The sequence below is a fragment of the Anaerotaenia torta genome (genome assembly GCF_050433395.1).
Lineage (GTDB): Bacteria > Bacillota > Clostridia > Lachnospirales > Lachnospiraceae > Mobilitalea > Mobilitalea torta.
This window is the reverse complement of the sequence record NZ_JBNPXH010000017.1, coordinates 1-18,315: the sequence shown is the minus strand read 5'-3', so window position 1 is coordinate 18,315 and position 18,315 is coordinate 1. Positions and strand designations below refer to the sequence as shown.

Sequence of the window (18,315 nt, the reverse complement as noted above, 5' to 3'; positions counted from 1 at the left end):
AAGGAAGGTGCTGCGAGGAGTAGAATTATATGGATACCATAATCATAAAAGCGGAGGATCAGAAGCTGTCTTCCGAAGATCTGGAGGCAGCAGCCCGAATACTGCGGGAAGGGGGGCTGGTGGCCTTCCCCACAGAGACGGTGTATGGCCTGGGGGCCAATGCCCTGGATGCTTCCGCCGCCAGAAAGATATACGAGGCAAAAGGGAGACCCGCGGATAATCCCCTGATTGTCCATATCCCGGAAGTGAAAGACCTTGAGACACTTGCCCGGGAGATCCCGGATAAGGCATACCAACTGGCACGGGTATTCTGGCCGGGGCCTCTGACCATTATATTAAAGAAAAGGGATTGTGTTCCCTATGGAACCACAGGCGGGCTGGATACGGTGGCAATCCGTCTTCCGGCGAATCAGATCGCAAGGAGCGTGATCGCCGCATCAGGAGTCTATGTGGCGGCACCCAGCGCCAATCTGTCGGGCAAGCCAAGCCCCACGAAGGCAGAGCATGTCATTAAGGATATGAGCGGAAGAATCGATATGATCATTGACGGGGGAAAAGCAACCCTGGGATTGGAATCGACGATAGTGGATTTATCCGGCGAGCATCCGGTTATCCTGCGTCCGGGCTGTATTACCAGGGCCATGCTGGAGAATGTGATCGGCGGGCTGGAGGTTGATCCTGCCATCCTGGGTCAGAAGCCGGATCCCCAGATGGCGCCCAAGGCTCCCGGCATGAAATACCGCCATTATGCTCCGGAAGGAAAGCTGACGATATACGAGGGAGCAACCGGATTGGTGGTTGAGGCCATCAATCAGAAAGCGAAGGAAAAGCAGGAGAGCGGCAAATGCGTAGGCATTATTGCTACGGATGAAACCCGGAATTTATACAGGTATGGAACCGTTAAGACCATCGGCTCCAGGAAGGACGAAGCCTCCATTGCCGCGGGGCTTTATGAAATGCTCCGGGAATTTGATGACCTGCATGCCGAATATATTTATACAGAGAGCTTTGCGGACAACAGCCTGGGGTATGCTATTATGAATCGCTTGCTGAAGGCGGCAGGCTATCGTGTTGTGAGAGTTGGAGAGGATGAATGCTGATACCCGGATTCCTGGGAGGTCTGGCGGAAAGGAGCGATGGATGGGAAAATTTCAGAAGATTATTTTTGTATGTACCGGAAATACCTGCAGAAGCCCCATAGCGGAAGCAATTTATAAGAATCTGGAAAAGGTCAGCGACAGGAAGGTAATCTCCCGCGGTCTGGTAGTGCTGTTCTCCGAACCGATCAATCCCAAGGCGGAGGTTGTATTGAAGAAACATGACCTGGAATTGCCGAATCACATGGCGAAGGGATTAAAGGCGTCGGATATCGATGATCAGACCCTTGTTCTCACCATGACCATGAGCCAGAAGAAGAAGGTTCAGGAGCTTTATCCGGAGAGGAAGGAAGTATATACCATCAAGGAATTTGCCGGAGAGATGGGGGATGTGGTGGATCCTTACGGCGGAACCTTAATGGATTATGAGGAATGCTATATTGAATTGGGACGTTTGGTAAAAAAGACGGTTTATAAATTGAATGATTTGAATTAAGGAGGAAACGATTTTGATCGCATTAGGAAATGATCATACCGGATATGCAATGAAGAAGGCCATTATGGAATACCTGGATCAAAGAGGAATAGAATATAAAGATTTTGGCTGCGGAGACATCAGTTCCAGCAATTATCCCGAATATGCCAAGGCAGTAGGCAGGGCGATCCAGAAAAAGGAGTGCGACAGAGGTATCCTGATCTGCGGCACGGGAATCGGAATATCCATTGCAGCAAACAAGATGAAAGGGATACGTGCGGCTCTCTGTCACGACTGTTTCAGCGCGGAGGCAACCCGGCTGCATAATGACGCCAATGTATTGGCTATGGGCGCCAGAGTAATCGGTATCGGGCATGCTTTAAAAATCGTGGAGACCTTCCTGGACACAGGCTTCTCCAACGAGGAGAGGCATTTAAAAAGAATTCAAATGCTGGAAGAAGAGGCATAAGGGCGGGAGTGTCTGCCTGACAGGAGATCAGAGAAGTTCTGCCTGGTTGACCGGCTCCTGCAGGGTGTGGAACTCTCCTCCGTATACAATCTTCAGAAGGGAGTTGGCAGTGCGAAGGGCATGGTTGGCCTCCTCCTGTGAGATCAGTTTACTCTCCAGCGCATCAGCAAGCTCATCCAGATCCACAATATGAATACGGCCGTCTTCATAGAGAACAAGATCAATCAAAAGATCCTCGATGATGACGGTATTTTTTTCGGAATCTATCTTGTGCTGGATAATATCGCAGTACCAATAGACAACCTGGTTCTGGCTGTTATAAAGCTTGCTCACCTTGAAACCGCGATCCAGATAGTAAGCGGAGGCACCCCTGGAAATATCACTTCTGGGATGCAGTGTCTGCCATTTGGTAATAATCAGATTTGGTTCAAGAACTAATATGATATCGTCCTTCAGACAGATTAATTCGTCTGGGATAAAACGTCTCCGATACAGCGTGGGCTTTGTCATGCAAAATCTCCTTTCGATGGCAGGGCCGGATGCGGATGAAATGGCTCGGTTCAATTTGCTTTACAAAAATATAGGTCATTGCTATAACATGGATAAAAACCTATGCTTGCCCTAATTATGTACTAAGAAATGATTATCCCGGACTTCGCAGATCAAGGATAATCTTTTTTTGTTATTCATCTGTTGACCTTCTCCTGTTACCATGGGGATATTTTAACATAAGAATGAAAATATGTCGATATGATATGAAATTTAGTTGTAAAATCATTACCTATGAACAATCAAATTACATGTAATGGTTTTGCTGCCGCTATCTTTTCCAAAATCCTCAAAATTGGCATAAACCTCTGAAAACTGGGAAAACTATTGGTTGAAATAACAGGACTGTTAAATCGGAGGTTGATTTTTTTGAAGGATATAAATTGGGATAGAATAATTGAGAACTTTAGAAAGACAATATCGCTGAAACGTACAAAAGCCGCCTTATATATGGCAATGGTCTTATGGGCTGCGGTGGCAACCCAGCTACTTGTCAACCATATGTTTCAAAAGGGGGTACAGATAACAGAAGCTTTTGTAAAAACCAATACGGATGAAATGCAGAGCAGTGTTGAAATTGCTGCAGAGTACCGTTCCGGAATGCTGACGGACGAGGACAAGAAGGCCTTGATCTGTAATCTGGCCGCAAAGATAGGATTGACGATAGACAAAGGGATTTCAGTATGGGAGGAAGGCTCCAGGAGCGAGTACTATTTCTACAAACGGGCCAAAAAAGCCATTTCCGAAATAAAGGTAATTAGTGTGGGTCAAGAGGAAGAGGGTACGCCCCAGAAGAATTACATCATCGTGCGTCTGTCTATACAGGATGGAATTGCGGGTATCGATAAATATAAGAAGATTTTGGAGCAGGCTCTTGAAAAACTGGAAGTAAAGGATATGCAGGTTACCTTAAAATACGAGGGTGTCCGGGAGGAAAATCTGGATTCCCAGCAGAAGAAAGAAGTGGCTCGGCTGCTGGTGGATGAACTGCAGGGAGAAATTGCCCTGGAATATGATGAAGGCGATATGTATACGGTCTATGCCTATACGGGAATGCTGAAGGAGTATGTCACCAGCATGAATACAAAAATCAATATTCAGGTTGCAATATCTTATAATGAAGTAACGGGTAAGACCCGGATTACTCTGGCTACGCCGATTTTGAATGATAGCTGGTAGACAGACACAAGCACCGCCGCATCCTTCGATGCAGGAAACGATTCTGCATCGGCTGAGAGCGGAGGTGAATTGACTTAAAAAAACCCAGGGTCATAGGGATATCCCATGTACCCTGGGCTTTCTTACGACACAGTTCTTGTGAGGACTTCTTAAAACCATCGATTTCTGCTGCGGTAACGCCTTCTTCGATGGAATATTTCGGATAACAGAAGAAGACTGACCACATCACGCAGATAATTCTCCCTCCTCCTGGGCGGATAGAGGTAAACGCTGCTGGTTTCCACCAAAGGCTCCTCTTCGTTCTGACCAATCCTTTCGTAAATACGGTCAACCAATCTTTCAAGATACTCTTTATCAGGATATTCGTCAAACATCACGCTTCCGTCGTACTCCATTTTGTCGCATTCGATATCGATTTCTTTTTGAATCGCTCTCGCCGTACGAGGGTAGAGGCGCTTCATATATTCCACATCCCGGTCCATATCAGTGCTGTTATCATAGCCGTATAACGGAAACATAGGAACACCGGCAGGTGTGTCAAAAGGAGAGACCTCAGGAGTATATGGGGTATATGTGTTTGGCACAGCCTGGAAGGGCGGATAATATATATTGGGCTGTGTTCCGGGGGGTGTGGAAGGTGCTTCGGGCATGGCGCCCGGTACGGGGGGAGCCATAGGGATATTATCTGATGGTGCGGAAGGCATTATATACGGCGACCCGGGCACGGGATTGTAGGGCTCATACACCTGAGGAGGGGTACCAGGAACCGTTCTGGGGACAGCACCGTTGCCGATCTGAGGAGGGGTGCCAGGAGCCGTTCTGGGGACAGCACCGTTGCCGTTCTGAGGAGGGGTGCCAGGAGCCGTCCTGGGCATAACGCCGGATCCGGGAGTCATATTGCTGCCGGTGCCATTGCCGGTGTTGGGGGTGGTTCTAGGCATAACGCCGGATCCGGGAGTCATATTGGTGCCGGTGCCATTGCCGGTGTTGGGGGTGGTTCTAGGCATAACACCGGATCCGGGAGTCATATTGCTGCCGGTGCCATTGCCGGTGTTGGGGGTGGTTCTAGGCATAACACCGGATCCGGGAGTCATATTGGTGCCGGTGCCATTGCCGGTGTTGGGGGTGGTTCTGGGCATAACACCGGATCCGGGAGTCATATTGCTGCCGGTGCCATTGCCGGTGTTGGGGGTGGTTCTGGGCGTAGCGCCAGTTCCCGGAGCCATATTGTTACGGGGGTCGGAGCCTGCGTTGGGAGCTGTCCTGGAAGGAGTGCCGGTACCGGAGATTATGTTGCCGCTGGTATTTACTTCCCGATTTGAGGAAGCTTCCGTGTTAGTCTTTGGAGGAGGTATGGTACCTGTACTTGGATTAATCCGGGTTCCAATACCGGAGGAGGTTCGCGGTGCCGTACTGGTGCCGGTGACAGTCTGCCGGTCTGCCCCAGGGGAAGTTGTACCCCTTCCCGATGTCAGGGAACTGGTCGGAGCTGCCTGGTTTGATTGGGGTGAAACGCTATAATTGGGCACACGGTATCGACTGTCGACACCGCTGCGTCTGCCATTTACATAAGCCATATAAGTACTCCTAAGCTTTTTATTACCAATATATGCAGACGGAATTGATTGTGTAATAGAAGAATAGGCAATATTAAGATAAAATTAATAATAAACGGGTTGTACAATCATGGAAAAGACATTAAAATAGATTAGAGCGGATATCAGTAAAAAACTCTCATTGGAATGGATGAAAAGAATGGACAATGCAATTATAAAAGTTTTTAATGAAGCCTTAGATATAGATTTACTTCAGATAATCATCAGCAATTCAGCCGACAAAGATAGAATGATCAAGGTCAGGATACGTCCGGTAGTTATAAAGGAAGAGTTGCTGTATCAGGCCTCAGAATACATCGGGCAGCAGATTTTTCACTGTAATTATGGGAAGGAAGAGCTGCTGGATAAGCTTCCGGACTGGTTTGAGGGATTATTCCGCCAGGCGGAGATTACAGCCAGGAAGAGGAAGACGACGGTTTTAATCAGTAAGAAGGGGAAGGTGACCGTAATCAATAAGCAGGTTAAAGCCCCGGCAGAGGATGCCGTTCCCTCCCATAATAAAAAGAAAAATTATATTCTTGCAGAAGGAGCCCCCCTTCCTTTTTTAGTTGATCTGGGCGTGATGACAGGGGATGGAGCGGTTGTGAAGTCCAAATCCGATAAATTTCGCCAGATCAATCGTTTTCTTGAATACATTGAGGATGTTTTACCGTTCTTGAATAAGGAGAAGGAATTGACGATCCTGGATTTTGGATGCGGCAAATCCTATCTCACCTTTGCCATGTATTATTATTTGAAGGTTTTAAGGGGATACCGGCTTCGTATCATCGGCCTTGACCTGAAGGCGGAGGTCATACGCAAATGCAATGAACTGAGCAAACAATACGGGTATGACCGGCTAAGCTTTCAGGAGGGGGATATTGCGTCCTATGAGGGAGGCAGTGAGGTGGATATGGTGGTAACCCTCCATGCCTGTGATACGGCGACGGACTACGCTTTATATAAGGCGGTCAGCTGGGGAGCACAGGTTATACTTTCGGTGCCCTGCTGCCAGCATGAGCTGAACCGTCAGCTTCACAACGATGTATTAAAGCCCATACTTCAATACGGGATTGTAAAGGAACGGATGTCGGCATTGATCACGGATGCCTTAAGGGCTGAGCTATTGAAGGAAAAGGGGTATAAGGTGCAGCTGCTGGAATTTATCGATATGGAGCATACACCAAAGAATATATTGATTCGTGCCGTGAAGCGTACCAAGGCTGGAAATGAGACGGAAAGCGGGAATGAGAACGGGATGGAAAGTAAGGAATTGAAGGAGTGCATGGAGTTTCTGCAAGCGGAGCCCTGTCTTCTTCGGTTGTTTTCAAAGGGCATAACAGAGGAATAGCGCAGGAATATTGGAAAAGGAATGGCAGGAGGTTCCGAAGTTGAAATATATTTACCGGGTGATAATTTTGATTGCGGTTTTTATAGGGGCGCTTTATTACTTCAGCGGTGATATCAAGGTTGTCGTATTTGATGCAGACAACACCACTGAGATGGAGGACGCTACCTTTCCTTTGGTTACAATAAAATCAGGTGACAACAGAATCAATCTCCTGCATGGCTACAGCACGAATCTCGCTGCCAATAAGCTGAGAGAATCCGTTACGCCCCTGGATATGGACAAAACCTTTGAAGTGATCATAAGAGAAGAAGCTTATAATATAAAGAAACTGAATTATGAAGTCCGGGAGTTTGTGGGGAATGCCCTGATTGAAACAGATTCCATCAGCGTATTTGAGGAAAACGAGGGGGAGAAGACAGCCAAGATCAAGCTGAAGGCAGAGCTTTATAAGGGCAGGGAATATGCGGTAAAGCTGACGCTGATCTCCAGTAAAAGCGAAAAGATGTATTATTACCAGCGGATTAAAATTTATGATAATGCATTTCTGAAAGAAAAGCTGGATTTTATCATGGACTTTCATGAATCAATCATGGACAAATCCAGGGCCGAAGGAATGATTAAATATCTGGAGCCCATGAGATCGGCGGATAACAATACCCTTGCCTATGTTAATATTAATTCCAGTTTTGAACTGGTGAGCTGGGGCAGTATAAAGCCGGTGGTGCTGACAGAGATTATTCCGGTAATTAAAGAAATTTATACGGACACGGCTTCTGTTACACTGGATTACTATATTGAGGCTGAGATTGCAGGAGAGATGGAAAGATATCATGTGCTGGAGTTCTACCGGATCCGTTATTCCCCGGACCGGATGTACCTGCTTAACTATGAAAGGCACATGGAGGCAATGTTTGATATCAATAGGGCAAGCATATCCCAGAGCCAGCTGAAGCTGGGAATTACCTCTGAAAAGGAGGTATCGGCCATTACCTCTCCGGATGAGAAAAAGCTTGCTTTTGTGAGAAACAGGGAGCTCTGGTTTTATGATCTGGAGAAAAACCGGATTGCCAAGGTATTTTCCTTCCGGCAGGATAAGACGGAGGATCTGAGGGAATTATATGATCAGCATGAAATCCGCATTCTGAATATGGATGCGGAGGGAAATCTGGACTTTATTGTTTACGGATATATGAATCGGGGTCAGTATGAAGGGCGGGTAGCGATCCTGCTGTACCGCTATATCCGCGGAGAGAACCGGGTGGAAGAGCGGGTCTATATTCCGGCAGAGGAACCCTACCAGATGCTGAAGGAGAATCTGGGAGAACTGGCTTATGTCAATTCCATGGAGAATTTCTATTTCCATGTGTATAATAATATTTATTCCTATAACCTGATTACAAGGGAGCTGACGGAAATCGCCCATGGCATTCCGGCAGACAAGGTGGTGGTGTTAAAGGGGCTAAATTATGCCGCCTGGCAGGATAATGCCAGCCCGAGGCTGAATAAGGGCATACGGATCATGAATCTGGAAACAGGAGAGACGGATACCATCAATGCTGAGCCCGGTCACACTATAAGGCTGATGAATGTAATTGATAATAACCTGATCTATGGAGACGTGGCGGAAGAGGATGTATCCTCCATGATGGATGGAAGTGTCCTGGCGCCCCTTCGTACGGTAAAAATTGCATCAGTTGACAAAAATGTGTTAAAAAGCTATAGTAAATCCGACTACTACATTTCCAGCCTGGAGGTTAAGGATAATATCATTGAACTCCGCAGGGTCCAAAAAATCACAGCAAAAGGACGTACAGCCTATACCCTGGCTCCCGCGGATTATATTATGAATCAGGTGAAGCCGGAAGTAAAGCCGGTCAGCACCGTTTCACGGGTGACGGAGCAGGCCTTGACGGAATACTACCTGTCCCTTCCCAAGGGTTTTGGCATGGAGAGACTTCCGGAGGTTGTCTATGCCGTCAGTACCATTATCAGTCAGGATCCCACAGTTCGGCTTCCTATTTCCGCTCAGGAGCAGATTTATTATTATCCCTATCTCAGTGACGGAATAGCAGGAGCATATGAAAGTGCGGCGGATGCCATTGCCATAGCCAGAGACAGGATTGGTGCGGTGTTCAGCAATAAGCAGGAGCTGATCTGGGAACGAGGGGTGAAGACCGTCAAGAATACAATACAGGAGATGGAAACCATGACCTGGCAGGTCTCCCAGGAGGATACGGTGGAAGCCTGCATCAAGCTGGTGCTGGATTACCAGAAGGCCGGAGCGGGCTTGGAGCAGTTGTCTGTTAAGAACCGATCTGCCTATGATGTGCTTAAGGAGTATTCCGAATATACTCCCGTGCGCCTGACCGGAATTACTCTGGAGGATGCCCTGTATTATGTATCCAAGGGCAGGCCCGTCATTGCCATGACGGATGTTACCAATGCGGTAGTGATCTACGGTTATGACTCGTTTAACATTATGGTAATTAATCCGTCCAGCAGCAGAACCTCCAGAATTGGCATCGGTGACAGTGCCAAAATGTTTGAAGATGCGGGTAATGTATTTTTATCCTATCTGGAGCAGTAACTGGTGGTCTGCCCGACATATTTGGATACAGGATATTGCCCGGTAACAAGCTTCCCGCTCGATATCCTGTATCCAAATATGCCGGGCAAATCATCATATTATAAATAAATTACAAGGAGAAAAAGTTATGGATGAGAGAATTAAGGTATTAGCGCACAATTTAGTGAATTATTCTATGAGAGTAAAGCCGGGAGATAAGGTATACGTTCATTATATCGGTGCATCGACCCAGGATCTGGCCCGTCAGCTGGTGAAGGAGGTCTATAAGGCGGAGGGAATTCCTTTTGTACATTATACCGATCCGAAGCTGCAGAGAGAGCAGCTCCTGCACTGTACCGAGGAGCAGATGTCTCTGATGGCGAAGATCGACGGTGCGGAGATGGAGCAGATGGACTGCTATGTTGCGGTTCGCGGAACGGAGAATGTATCCGAGCTGGCCGATGTACCTTCCGATAAGATGAAGCTCTATGAGACCTACTATTCGACACCGGTTCATCACAACATCCGTGTGCCCAAGACAAGGTGGGTTGTTCTGCGTTATCCCAATGCATCCATGGCACAGCTATCCAATACCAGTGTGGAAGCATTTGAGGATTTCTACTTCAATGTGTGCAATCTGGACTATGCAAAGATGGGTGAGGCCATGAAGCCCCTGGTTGAATACATGAACCGTACGGACAAGGTAAGAATCGTAGGACCTGGAACGGATCTGAGCTTCTCCATCAAGAACATTCCTGCCGTACCCTGTGACGGAAGGTGCAATATTCCCGATGGTGAGGTGTATACGGCTCCCGTGAGAGATTCTGTTAACGGAACCCTGAGCTATAATACTCCCGCAGTATTCCAGGGCTATACCTATGAGAACATATCTTTTACCTTTGAAAACGGCAAGATCGTAAAAGCTGCCGCAAATGATACGGAGAAAATCAACCGGGTGCTGGATACGGATGAGGGAGCGCGCTATATCGGCGAATTCGCCATCGGTGTCAATCCCTATGTGCTAAAACCGATGAAGGATACCCTGTTTGACGAGAAGATCATGGGCTCCTTCCATTTTACCCCTGGCAATTGCTATGAGGAGGAAGCGCCCAATGGAAATCACTCTGCCATCCACTGGGATCTGGTTTGCATCCAGACACCGGAATACGGCGGCGGAGAGATCTATTTTGATGATGTGTTAATCCGTAAGGACGGACGTTTTGTAGTAAAAGAATTAGAGTGTTTGAATCCTGAAAATCTAATCTAGGGAAGGGAGAAAGGCCGGAGGGGAGACAGCGCCGGCCGGGAAAAAACATGAAGCTATTGACAGCAGCAATTCCCTGCTATAATTCGGCGGAGTACATGAGTCATGCCATTGACACATTGCTGACCGGCGGGGAGGAGATGGAGATCATCATTGTCAATGATGGCTCCGTGGATGATACACAAAAGATTGCGGAGGATTACCAGGCCAGATATCCCAGTATTGTCAGAGTCATTCGGCAGGAAAACGGCGGTCATGGCGAAGCGGTGAATACGGGGCTGGCCAATGCTACCGGATTGTATTTTAAGGTAGTGGACAGTGATGACTGGGTGAATGAGAGAGCATTGGCCGAGGTAATGGAGACTTTGAAGAAACTGGTGGCGGATGGCAGCAGCCCGGATTTGTTTCTCGCCAATTATGTATATGAGAAGGTGGGAGCGAAGAAAAAGAAGGTAATTAATTACCGCAGGGCGTTGCCGGAGAACCGTATCTTTACCTGGGATGAGATTATGCATTTCCGCCAGAGCCAGAATATACTCATGCATTCCACAATCTATCGCACCAATTTGCTGAAAAGCTCTGGAATTCAGCTGCCGAAACATACCTTCTATGTGGATAACATCTTTGTATACCAGCCGTTGCCCTATGTGAAGACGCTGTATTATATGGATGTGAATCTGTACCGGTACTTCATCGGCAGATCGGACCAGTCCGTGAATGAACAGGTTATGATTAAGCGGATCGACCAGCAGCTGCGGATTACGAAGATCATGATGGAGTCCCATGATGTACATCAGATTAAGAGTAAGAAGCTTCAAAAGTACATGGTGAAGTATCTGGCTATGATGATGGCAGTCAGCAGTGTCTTCCTGATTAAGGAAGGGACGGAGGAAAGCCTTGAGAAGAAGCAGGAGCTGTGGGATTACCTCAAGAAACATGATAAGAAGCTTTATTATCGGATCCGGTCCCATATTCTGGGACAGTCGATGAATCTTCCGGGAAAGTTTGGACGGAAGGTAGTAGAACTGGGGTATGATATCCTCCGGAAGATATATGGGTTTAATTAGAGGCAATCTTGAGATCAGAGGCTGCTTCGTGATATAGAGTGTGATGCGGGTGCCATGAGTCAGAGGGAAAGAGATGACTTATGGCACCCGGTCTGGTGTCAGGCACCGGCCTTATTTATGATTGATTGAGACTCCATTCTGTGGTAATCTATTATAACCAATTCGCAAATTCCAAAGGTATCCGTTGCCGTTACCTTTGGCAAAGTGAAACCGAAGATTAAGAAGAGCGGTACAGCTATTTTCAGATTAAAGATATTAAAAAATACTATCTTTTTGGCAATAAGCCTGCTATAATGATGCCGTTTGGAAGAAACGCTGTCTCTGAAGCACGGGTGGAAAGGTACGGAAAAAGTTATGATGATGGAGAGCTTTAATACACAGGATACTTGGCAGATCGGGTATGAATTAGGGCTTGGTGCGCAAAAAGGGGATGTTTTTTGCCTCAGCGGGGATCTGGGAGTAGGAAAGACGGTATTCACCCAGGGCTTTGCCAGGGGACTTGGGATAGAAGATGCGGTAAGCAGTCCCACCTTCACCATAATCCAGGAATACGAGGGCGGAAGGCTGCCCCTGTATCATTTTGACGTATACCGGATTGCCGACCCGGAGGAGATGGAGGAGATCGGATACGAGGATTATTTTTATGGAGACGGGGTCTGTTTGATTGAGTGGGCGGAGCTGATCGAGGAATTGCTGCCGGAGAACAGGAGAACGATTTCCATACGCAAGAAACTGGACAAGGGCTTTGATTATCGGGAAATCACAGTAGAATAGTGTGAAAAGTTTCACACGGGAAGAAACCCAGAATAGTCTCCAGTGGGAGTCCATTCCGGTTTTCTTCCGGGATTTGTGCCGCCGGGGCGGCAGATGGAGGTTATATGAAGATATTGGCGCTGGACAGCTCGGGGCTGGTTGCTTCCGTGGCTGTTGTGACGGAAGAGGCAACTCTCGCGGAATATACGGTTAATTATAAGAAGACTCATTCCCAGACACTTCTTCCTATGCTGGATGAAGCCGTCAAAATGATAGAGCTTGACTTAGCAGAGGTGGATGCCATTGCCGTTGCCGCCGGGCCCGGTTCCTTTACAGGACTGCGTATCGGCAGTGCCACGGCCAAGGGTCTGGGTCTGGCTCTGAAAAAGCCCATCATACCGGTTCCTACCCTGGAGGGGCTGGCCTATAATCTCTATGGGACGGATAAAATAATCTGTCCGTTGATGGATGCCAGGAGAAACCAGGTCTATACCGGCTTATACCGCTTCTGCGGCAGTGAGTTCCAGGTAAGAAGGGACGGAGCGGCGTTGGTGCTGGAGGAGCTTTTGGAAGAATTAAATGAGGCCGGGAGAGAGGTTATTTTCCTTGGGGATGGAGCTGCCGTATACCGGGAACAGCTTCTTGAGGGCCTGAGAATTCCTTATTCCTTTGCCCCGGTGCATCTGAACCGGCAGAGGGCGGCGGCCATTGGCGCCCGCGGGCTGGAATTGTATCAGAACAATATTTGTGAAGATGCCGCGGCACATGAGCCTGTGTATCTGAGAGTGTCCCAAGCGGAAAGGGAACGGGCGGCCAGGCTGGAGAAGGCGGAGAAGGACAGATAGCATGAATATTCGTAAAATGACCGCAGCCGATCTGGAGCAGGTCTGTGTCATAGAAGAAGAGACTTTTTCGGATCCCTGGAGCCGGGAGGATTTTCAGAATGCGCTGCTGGATGAGAAGAATGAATACCTGGTAGCGGAGGCAGGGGGCCGGATAGCCGGTTACTGCGGCTTCTGGGGCGTGGTCGGAGAAGGGGACATCTTTAATGTTGCGGTAAAGAAGGAATTCAGAAGACAGCATATTGGGGAGAGAATGCTGAAGGAACTCATCGGCCGGGGGATTGCAAGGGGTATCACCTCCTTCACCCTGGAGGTACGCAGTTCGAATGAGGCGGCGATCAGGCTGTATGAAACCCTTGGTTTCACCAAGTCGGGCCTTCGCAGGGACTTTTATTCAAAGCCCAGAGAGGATGCTGTTATTATGTGGTTAAACACAATACAGTAATTCCCACTGTAAAAATCTCGAAGAACATATTATAATAGAACATAGTGAAGATCATGAACGCGATTTTGTTCATGATATATATAGAACGGACTGAAGCTCATGAACACGGGTTTGTTCATGATATAAAAGAGCGTAGTGAAGATGATCTTTATAAGTTTGAGAGAGATGCGTGCATTTATCAGGAGGGATAAGAGTTGAAGATAGCAGAGAACGGGGATAAAAGCGGGGAAGTTCTGATTTGTTGTAATTCTTGTGGAAAGGTATTGAAGGTCGAGAACGGTATTCTCAGGGAAGATGCCTTTGAGGCGACCAAGGAGTGGGGATATTTTTCCGGAAGGGATATGGAAGTGCACCATTTTAATCTTTGCGAAGAATGCTATGATAAAATGATTTCAAAATTTATGATTCCAATAGAAATACGAAAAAAACTGGAAGTATTATAAACCGGACAAGCTATGGGTATCTGCAGAACACCGCGGATCGCATGGCTTTTTTCTTTTAAAATGTTAATTAAATAAGAGGAAAGTGTTTGCCGATATAGAAGAAGATACCGGAAATTCTTTTCACAAAAATCCTTTAAAGGAACAATTATCTGGACAAACAGTTGGAAATACTGTTAAAATAGTATTTATGGTTTCAAAGGGAACAAAATAGTGATAAAATATAGATAGAAGGGCTGAATCAATGTTAGATGTATGTTTATTAGGAACCGGAGGAATGATGCCCCTGCCAGGCAGATGGCTGACGGCGCTGATGACCAGATATAATGGAAGCAGCCTGCTGATTGACTGCGGGGAAGGCACACAGATTACGATACGGGAAAAGGGATGGAGCTTTCACTCCATTGATATCATATGCTTTACCCATTATCATGGAGATCACATCAGCGGGCTTCCGGGGCTGCTGCTGTCCATGGGCAATGCGGACCGGACGGAGCCGGTGACTCTCGTCGGCCCGAGAGGCCTGGAGCGGGTAGTGAATTCTCTTCGGGTAATCGCTCCGGAGCTGCCCTTTCCTCTTGAATTTATTGAACTTTCCTCGCCGGAGGAGGTTCTGGAGCTTAATGGATACCGAATTAAGGCATTTCAGGTAAAGCATAATGTGATTTGCTATGGCTACAGCATATATATTAAGCGCGGAGGTAAGTTTCATACGGAGAGAGCAATGGAGAATCAGGTGCCTCAGAAGTTCTGGAATCGTCTTCAGAAGGGGGATACCATAACGGACGGAGAGATTACTTATACTCCGGATATGGTCATCGGACCGGAGCGGAGAGGGATTAAGCTTACCTACTGTACGGATTCCCGGCCTACCAAAATGATCTCACAGAATGCTTCGGCTTCGGATTTGTTTATTTGCGAGGGTATGTACGGGGAACAGGATAAGGACAGCAAGGCAAAGGAATATAAGCATATGACCTTTCGTGAGGCGGCAACCCTTGCCAAAGAGGCTGAAGTAAAGGAATTATGGCTGACTCATTACAGTCCGTCCCTTACAAGACCGGAGGACTATATTGGGGAGGCAAGAAGCATATTTGCCAATGTACGGGCAGGAAAAGACCGCAAAAGCATAACCTTGGAATTTGATAAAGATGAATGATGCCTGCAAATAAGACCCTCTCTTACTTGCGGGCGCCCTGAGAAACAAAATGGTATCCAGGAAGGGGAAGCGTGTATGCACAAAGCAAAGAATCGCACAACAGTTACGGTGATCACGATGCTGGTGGTTGCTCTTGGAATCCTGTCATTTTATTTTTACTGGTCCTTCCGAAGTGTTCCGCTGGAAGGTACCTCCGAAAAAAATATGACGGAGACGGAGAGACTTTTGAACCTGGATCTGGAGGAGGCTTATCCCGAAACGCCCAGAGAGGTTGTCAAATTGTTTGGCGGCATGATAAAGGTGATTTATGATAATCCATCGGATGAGGAGGTAAAGGAGCTTGCCATAAAGATCCGGGAATTATATGATGACGAATTTCTGGCAATCAATCCGGAAGAAACTTATCTTATGAATCTCTATTCCGATATTGCTGCCTGGAAGGAGAAGAAACGGAGGATTTCCACCTATTACCTGGTGAAGCAGGATCAGGAGCAGAGAAAGGAACTGGAGGGCAGGGAGTATGCCACGGTTTTTATCTCTTATACAATACAGGAAAATACAAAAATTTCAGAGACCTGGAAGGTAATGCTGCGCCAGAACGAGAATCATCAATGGAAAATTCTCGGCTGGCAGATTGAGTCCGAAGAGTAGCAGGGCGTTATGAAAGAAAGGCATGGTTATTAGCATGGCAGAGGATGTTTTAATTTTGGCGATTGAGACCTCCTGCGATGAAACTGCGGCGGCAGTGGTGAAGAACGGCAGGGAGGTACTTTCCAATATCATATTTTCTCAGATTGAGCTGCACAAGTTATACGGGGGCGTGGTGCCCGAGATAGCTTCCAGGAAGCATATCGAGAAAATCAATCAAGTAATAGAAGAGGCTCTTGACACGGCGGGAGTAACCATGGAGGAGCTGGATGCTATCGGCGTAACCTATGGGCCGGGGCTGGTGGGAGCCTTGCTGGTAGGGGTTGCAGAAGCGAAAGCAATCAGCTTTGCCGCGGGAAAACCATTAATCGGAGTCCATCATATCGAAGGACATGTTTCTGCCAATTATATTGAGAATAAAGAATTGGAGCCTCCTTTTCTATGCCTGATCGTATCGGGGGGGCATACCCATCTGGTGCTGGTGAAGGAGTATGGGATATATGAGATTATCGGCAGAACCAGGGACGATGCGGCAGGAGAGGCCTTTGATAAGGTTGCCAGAGCCATTGGTCTCGGTTATCCGGGCGGCCCGAAGATTGACCGGCTGGCGAAGGAAGGGAATAAGGCGGCGATTGCATTTCCCAGGGCACAGATTGAAGGCTGCCCTTATGATTTTAGCTTCAGCGGCTTAAAATCCGCGGTATTAAATCATATTAACAGCTGCGAAATGAAGCGGGAGGAGATAAACCGGGCGGATATTGCCGCCTCCTTCCAGGAGGCAGTGATCGATGTGCTGGTAACCAAAACCATCCGGGCCGCAAAGGATTACAATAGGAAGAAGGTTGCAATAGCCGGAGGAGTGGCGGCTAATTCTTCCTTGTTGGCGACAATGAAAAAAGCCTGTGAAGAGAATCAGTTGGAGTTCTATCATCCTTCTCCTATCCTATGCACGGACAATGCAGCTATGATTGGTGCGGCAGCATACTATGAATACCGTAAGGGTACCAGGGCCGGATTGGAGCTGAATGCCGTGCCGAATCTGAAAATTGGGGAACGATAGAAAGGAAAAGGTAATAAGTGTGAGTAAGGTCACGGCCATCGTACTGGCTGCCGGTCAGGGAAAGCGCATGAATTCCTCCGTTGCAAAACAATTTCTGATGCTTCAGGATAGACCGGTGGTTTACTATTCTTTAAAAGCCTTCGAGGAAAGTATCGCGGATGAGATAATTCTTGTCACCGGAGAAGGCCAGGTGGAGTTCTGTAAGAAAGAAATCGTTGATTTATACCGGATAAACAAGGTGAAACAAATCGTGGAGGGCGGTAAGGAACGTTATGATTCCGTATACCGGGCCCTTCAGTCTGTTTTAACTGCAGATTATGTATTAATTCATGACGGAGCAAGACCCTTTATTACCGTTAATTTAATTAATAGAGTCATTGATCAGGTGAAGGAGTGTCAGGCTTGTTTAATCGGGATGCCGGTGAAGGAGACGATTAAGATGGTAGCAGAAGATGGAACAGTCCAGACAACTCCCAGGCGCAATATACTTTGGGCGGCTCAGACTCCCCAGGCCTTTGCGTTTCCCTCCATTAAGGCTGCCTACGAAGCATTATATCTGGAAGAGAACCGGGAGGGGCTGGCAATTACGGATGATGCAATGGTATATGAAGCTTATGGGAAGCTGCCGGTTAAAATGCTGGAGGGAGATTATAATAATATAAAGCTCACAACTCCCGAGGATTTGATTCTGGCGGAACAGATGTTGAAACGCATCCGGAGCCATTAATTATTAATTATTGTTTGAAAAAAATCAAAAAAAGCAACAATTTATTTCAAGAATCATATAAAACCACTTGACAGGGGTTACATGAGGTGATATACTAGCTAAGCGACGTTTGGAGAACTGCATGGAGAGATGCCCGAGCGGCTTAAGGGGCTGGTCTTGAAAACCAGTGATTCTGCAAGGAACCGTGGGTTCGAATCCCACTCTCTCCGTCTTAAATACAATCAACAAGGTATAGTGTTTCCAAAATTGTTAGACAATATAGATAGTACTTTTATGGAGAAATACCCAAGAGGCTGAAGGGGCTCCCCTGGAAAGGGAGTAGGTCGTTAATAGCGGCGCGAGGGTTCAAATCCCTCTTTCTCCGTTCTGCTTATTCAATGCTTTTACGGATCGGAAACTCGGTTTAATCCGCAGATTTCATAGGATAAAAGATCAATAAAAAATAAATTGAAAAAGTGGTTGACAAGATAGCTGATGCGTGATAAGATAGTCAAGCTGGTGTTGAGAAACACAGCAAATAACGGCATCACAAGTACAATGCACCTTGATAACTGAACAGTGAAACAACCCTGAAATTCTAAAAAAATTGAAGTGTCACATGCACTTCAAGGGTCCAAAACAGAACACCG

The 18,315-nt window shown here is 47.2% G+C and carries 18 protein-coding genes and 2 tRNA genes; 18 read left to right on the top strand and 2 right to left on the bottom strand.

Annotated features, from left to right (window positions below; all coding sequences use genetic code 11):
* The first annotated feature begins 29 nt into the window (after nt 1-29).
* From HNQ56_RS22130 to rpiB, 3 genes are read left to right on the top strand one after another with little or no spacing between them, the layout of a single operon-like run.
* The gene (locus HNQ56_RS22130) at nt 30-1,100 is read left to right on the top strand and encodes an L-threonylcarbamoyladenylate synthase (RefSeq protein ID WP_429150510.1); all 1,071 of its coding nucleotides are present in this window, start codon (nt 30-32) and stop codon (nt 1,098-1,100) included.
* A gap of 40 nt (nt 1,101-1,140) precedes the next feature.
* On the top strand, nt 1,141-1,593 hold the full coding sequence (locus HNQ56_RS22125; RefSeq protein ID WP_429150508.1) for a low molecular weight protein arginine phosphatase: 453 nt from the start codon (nt 1,141-1,143) through the stop codon (nt 1,591-1,593).
* Nucleotides 1,594-1,606: 13 nt separating this feature from the next.
* Entirely contained in the window at nt 1,607-2,041 is a 435-nt protein-coding gene (gene rpiB / locus HNQ56_RS22120; protein WP_429150506.1) for a ribose 5-phosphate isomerase B, read from the top strand.
* Between the two features lie 27 nt (nt 2,042-2,068).
* On the opposite strand, the gene HNQ56_RS22115 is transcribed toward rpiB, so the two are convergent.
* Nucleotides 2,069-2,551: a DUF402 domain-containing protein gene (locus HNQ56_RS22115; RefSeq protein ID WP_429150504.1), complete on the bottom strand. Its 483-nt coding sequence runs from the start codon at nt 2,549-2,551 to the stop codon at nt 2,069-2,071.
* Between the two features lie 408 nt (nt 2,552-2,959).
* Here HNQ56_RS22115 and HNQ56_RS22110 point away from each other — a divergent pair, with 408 nt between their 5' ends.
* On the top strand, nt 2,960-3,769 hold the full coding sequence (locus HNQ56_RS22110) for a YwmB family TATA-box binding protein (RefSeq protein ID WP_429150503.1): 810 nt from the start codon (nt 2,960-2,962) through the stop codon (nt 3,767-3,769).
* Between the two features lie 149 nt (nt 3,770-3,918).
* On the opposite strand, the gene HNQ56_RS22105 is transcribed toward HNQ56_RS22110, so the two are convergent.
* Nucleotides 3,919-5,346 carry a hypothetical protein gene (locus HNQ56_RS22105; RefSeq protein WP_429150501.1) on the bottom strand — a complete coding sequence of 476 codons (1,428 nt, stop codon included), beginning with the start codon at nt 5,344-5,346 and terminating at the stop codon, nt 3,919-3,921.
* 178 nt (nt 5,347-5,524) lie between these two features.
* Between HNQ56_RS22105 and HNQ56_RS22100 the strand changes: the two genes are divergently transcribed.
* The 14 genes from HNQ56_RS22100 to HNQ56_RS22035 all read left to right on the top strand — a co-directional run bounded on the left by HNQ56_RS22100 (nt 5,525) and on the right by HNQ56_RS22035 (nt 18,050).
* Nucleotides 5,525-6,715, top strand: coding sequence for a class I SAM-dependent methyltransferase (locus HNQ56_RS22100; RefSeq protein WP_429150499.1), 1,191 nt, complete (start codon nt 5,525-5,527; stop codon nt 6,713-6,715).
* 40 nt (nt 6,716-6,755) lie between these two features.
* On the top strand, nt 6,756-9,302 hold the full coding sequence (locus HNQ56_RS22095; RefSeq protein WP_429150497.1) for a hypothetical protein: 2,547 nt from the start codon (nt 6,756-6,758) through the stop codon (nt 9,300-9,302).
* A 127-nt stretch (nt 9,303-9,429) separates the two neighbouring features.
* Entirely contained in the window at nt 9,430-10,548 is a 1,119-nt protein-coding gene (locus HNQ56_RS22090; RefSeq protein WP_429150495.1) for an aminopeptidase, read from the top strand.
* A gap of 47 nt (nt 10,549-10,595) precedes the next feature.
* On the top strand, nt 10,596-11,612 hold the full coding sequence (locus HNQ56_RS22085) for a glycosyltransferase family 2 protein (protein ID WP_429150493.1): 1,017 nt from the start codon (nt 10,596-10,598) through the stop codon (nt 11,610-11,612).
* 354 nt (nt 11,613-11,966) lie between these two features.
* Entirely contained in the window at nt 11,967-12,386 is a 420-nt protein-coding gene (gene tsaE, locus HNQ56_RS22080) for a tRNA (adenosine(37)-N6)-threonylcarbamoyltransferase complex ATPase subunit type 1 TsaE (RefSeq protein ID WP_429150637.1), read from the top strand.
* Between the two features lie 104 nt (nt 12,387-12,490).
* Nucleotides 12,491-13,210, top strand: coding sequence for a tRNA (adenosine(37)-N6)-threonylcarbamoyltransferase complex dimerization subunit type 1 TsaB (gene tsaB, locus HNQ56_RS22075; protein WP_429150491.1), 720 nt, complete (start codon nt 12,491-12,493; stop codon nt 13,208-13,210).
* 1 nt (nt 13,211) lies between these two features.
* A complete protein-coding gene (rimI, locus tag HNQ56_RS22070; RefSeq protein WP_429150490.1) occupies nt 13,212-13,652 on the top strand; it encodes a ribosomal protein S18-alanine N-acetyltransferase in 441 nt (146 codons plus the stop codon).
* Between the two features lie 194 nt (nt 13,653-13,846).
* Nucleotides 13,847-14,095, top strand: a complete 249-nt coding sequence (locus HNQ56_RS22065) for a hypothetical protein (protein ID WP_429150489.1) — start codon at nt 13,847-13,849, stop codon at nt 14,093-14,095.
* A gap of 241 nt (nt 14,096-14,336) precedes the next feature.
* Nucleotides 14,337-15,251 carry a ribonuclease Z gene (locus tag HNQ56_RS22060; protein ID WP_429150488.1) on the top strand — a complete coding sequence of 305 codons (915 nt, stop codon included), beginning with the start codon at nt 14,337-14,339 and terminating at the stop codon, nt 15,249-15,251.
* A 75-nt stretch (nt 15,252-15,326) separates the two neighbouring features.
* Nucleotides 15,327-15,902, top strand: a complete 576-nt coding sequence (locus HNQ56_RS22055; protein ID WP_429150486.1) for a DUF6715 family protein — start codon at nt 15,327-15,329, stop codon at nt 15,900-15,902.
* Nucleotides 15,903-15,936: 34 nt separating this feature from the next.
* Nucleotides 15,937-16,959 carry a tRNA (adenosine(37)-N6)-threonylcarbamoyltransferase complex transferase subunit TsaD gene (gene tsaD, locus HNQ56_RS22050; protein ID WP_429150485.1) on the top strand — a complete coding sequence of 341 codons (1,023 nt, stop codon included), beginning with the start codon at nt 15,937-15,939 and terminating at the stop codon, nt 16,957-16,959.
* The gene (gene ispD / locus HNQ56_RS22045) at nt 16,946-17,686 is read left to right on the top strand and encodes a 2-C-methyl-D-erythritol 4-phosphate cytidylyltransferase (protein ID WP_429150483.1); all 741 of its coding nucleotides are present in this window, start codon (nt 16,946-16,948) and stop codon (nt 17,684-17,686) included. Before tsaD ends, ispD begins: the two co-directional genes overlap by 14 nt.
* Nucleotides 17,687-17,809: 123 nt before the next feature.
* A tRNA-Ser gene (locus HNQ56_RS22040) sits at nt 17,810-17,895 on the top strand.
* 66 nt (nt 17,896-17,961) lie between these two features.
* Nucleotides 17,962-18,050 (top strand) — tRNA-Ser (locus HNQ56_RS22035).
* Nucleotides 18,051-18,315: the final 265 nt, after the last annotated feature.

Bases quoted from the DNA above. Each gene is read 5' to 3' on its own strand.
- HNQ56_RS22130 (WP_429150510.1), top strand. From the start codon at position 30: ATGGATACCATAATCATAAAAGCGGAGGATCAGAAGCTGTCTTCCGAA.
- HNQ56_RS22125 (WP_429150508.1), top strand. From the start codon at position 1,141: ATGGGAAAATTTCAGAAGATTATTTTTGTATGTACCGGAAATACCTGC.
- HNQ56_RS22115 (WP_429150504.1), bottom strand. From the start codon at position 2,551: ATGACAAAGCCCACGCTGTATCGGAGACGTTTTATCCCAGACGAATTA.
- HNQ56_RS22105 (WP_429150501.1), bottom strand. From the start codon at position 5,346: ATGGCTTATGTAAATGGCAGACGCAGCGGTGTCGACAGTCGATACCGT.
- HNQ56_RS22100 (WP_429150499.1), top strand. From the start codon at position 5,525: ATGGACAATGCAATTATAAAAGTTTTTAATGAAGCCTTAGATATAGAT.
- HNQ56_RS22090 (WP_429150495.1), top strand. From the start codon at position 9,430: ATGGATGAGAGAATTAAGGTATTAGCGCACAATTTAGTGAATTATTCT.
- HNQ56_RS22085 (WP_429150493.1), top strand. From the start codon at position 10,596: ATGAAGCTATTGACAGCAGCAATTCCCTGCTATAATTCGGCGGAGTAC.
- tsaE (WP_429150637.1), top strand. From the start codon at position 11,967: ATGATGATGGAGAGCTTTAATACACAGGATACTTGGCAGATCGGGTAT.
- tsaB (WP_429150491.1), top strand. From the start codon at position 12,491: ATGAAGATATTGGCGCTGGACAGCTCGGGGCTGGTTGCTTCCGTGGCT.
- rimI (WP_429150490.1), top strand. From the start codon at position 13,212: ATGAATATTCGTAAAATGACCGCAGCCGATCTGGAGCAGGTCTGTGTC.
- HNQ56_RS22060 (WP_429150488.1), top strand. From the start codon at position 14,337: ATGTTAGATGTATGTTTATTAGGAACCGGAGGAATGATGCCCCTGCCA.
- HNQ56_RS22055 (WP_429150486.1), top strand. From the start codon at position 15,327: ATGCACAAAGCAAAGAATCGCACAACAGTTACGGTGATCACGATGCTG.
- tsaD (WP_429150485.1), top strand. From the start codon at position 15,937: ATGGCAGAGGATGTTTTAATTTTGGCGATTGAGACCTCCTGCGATGAA.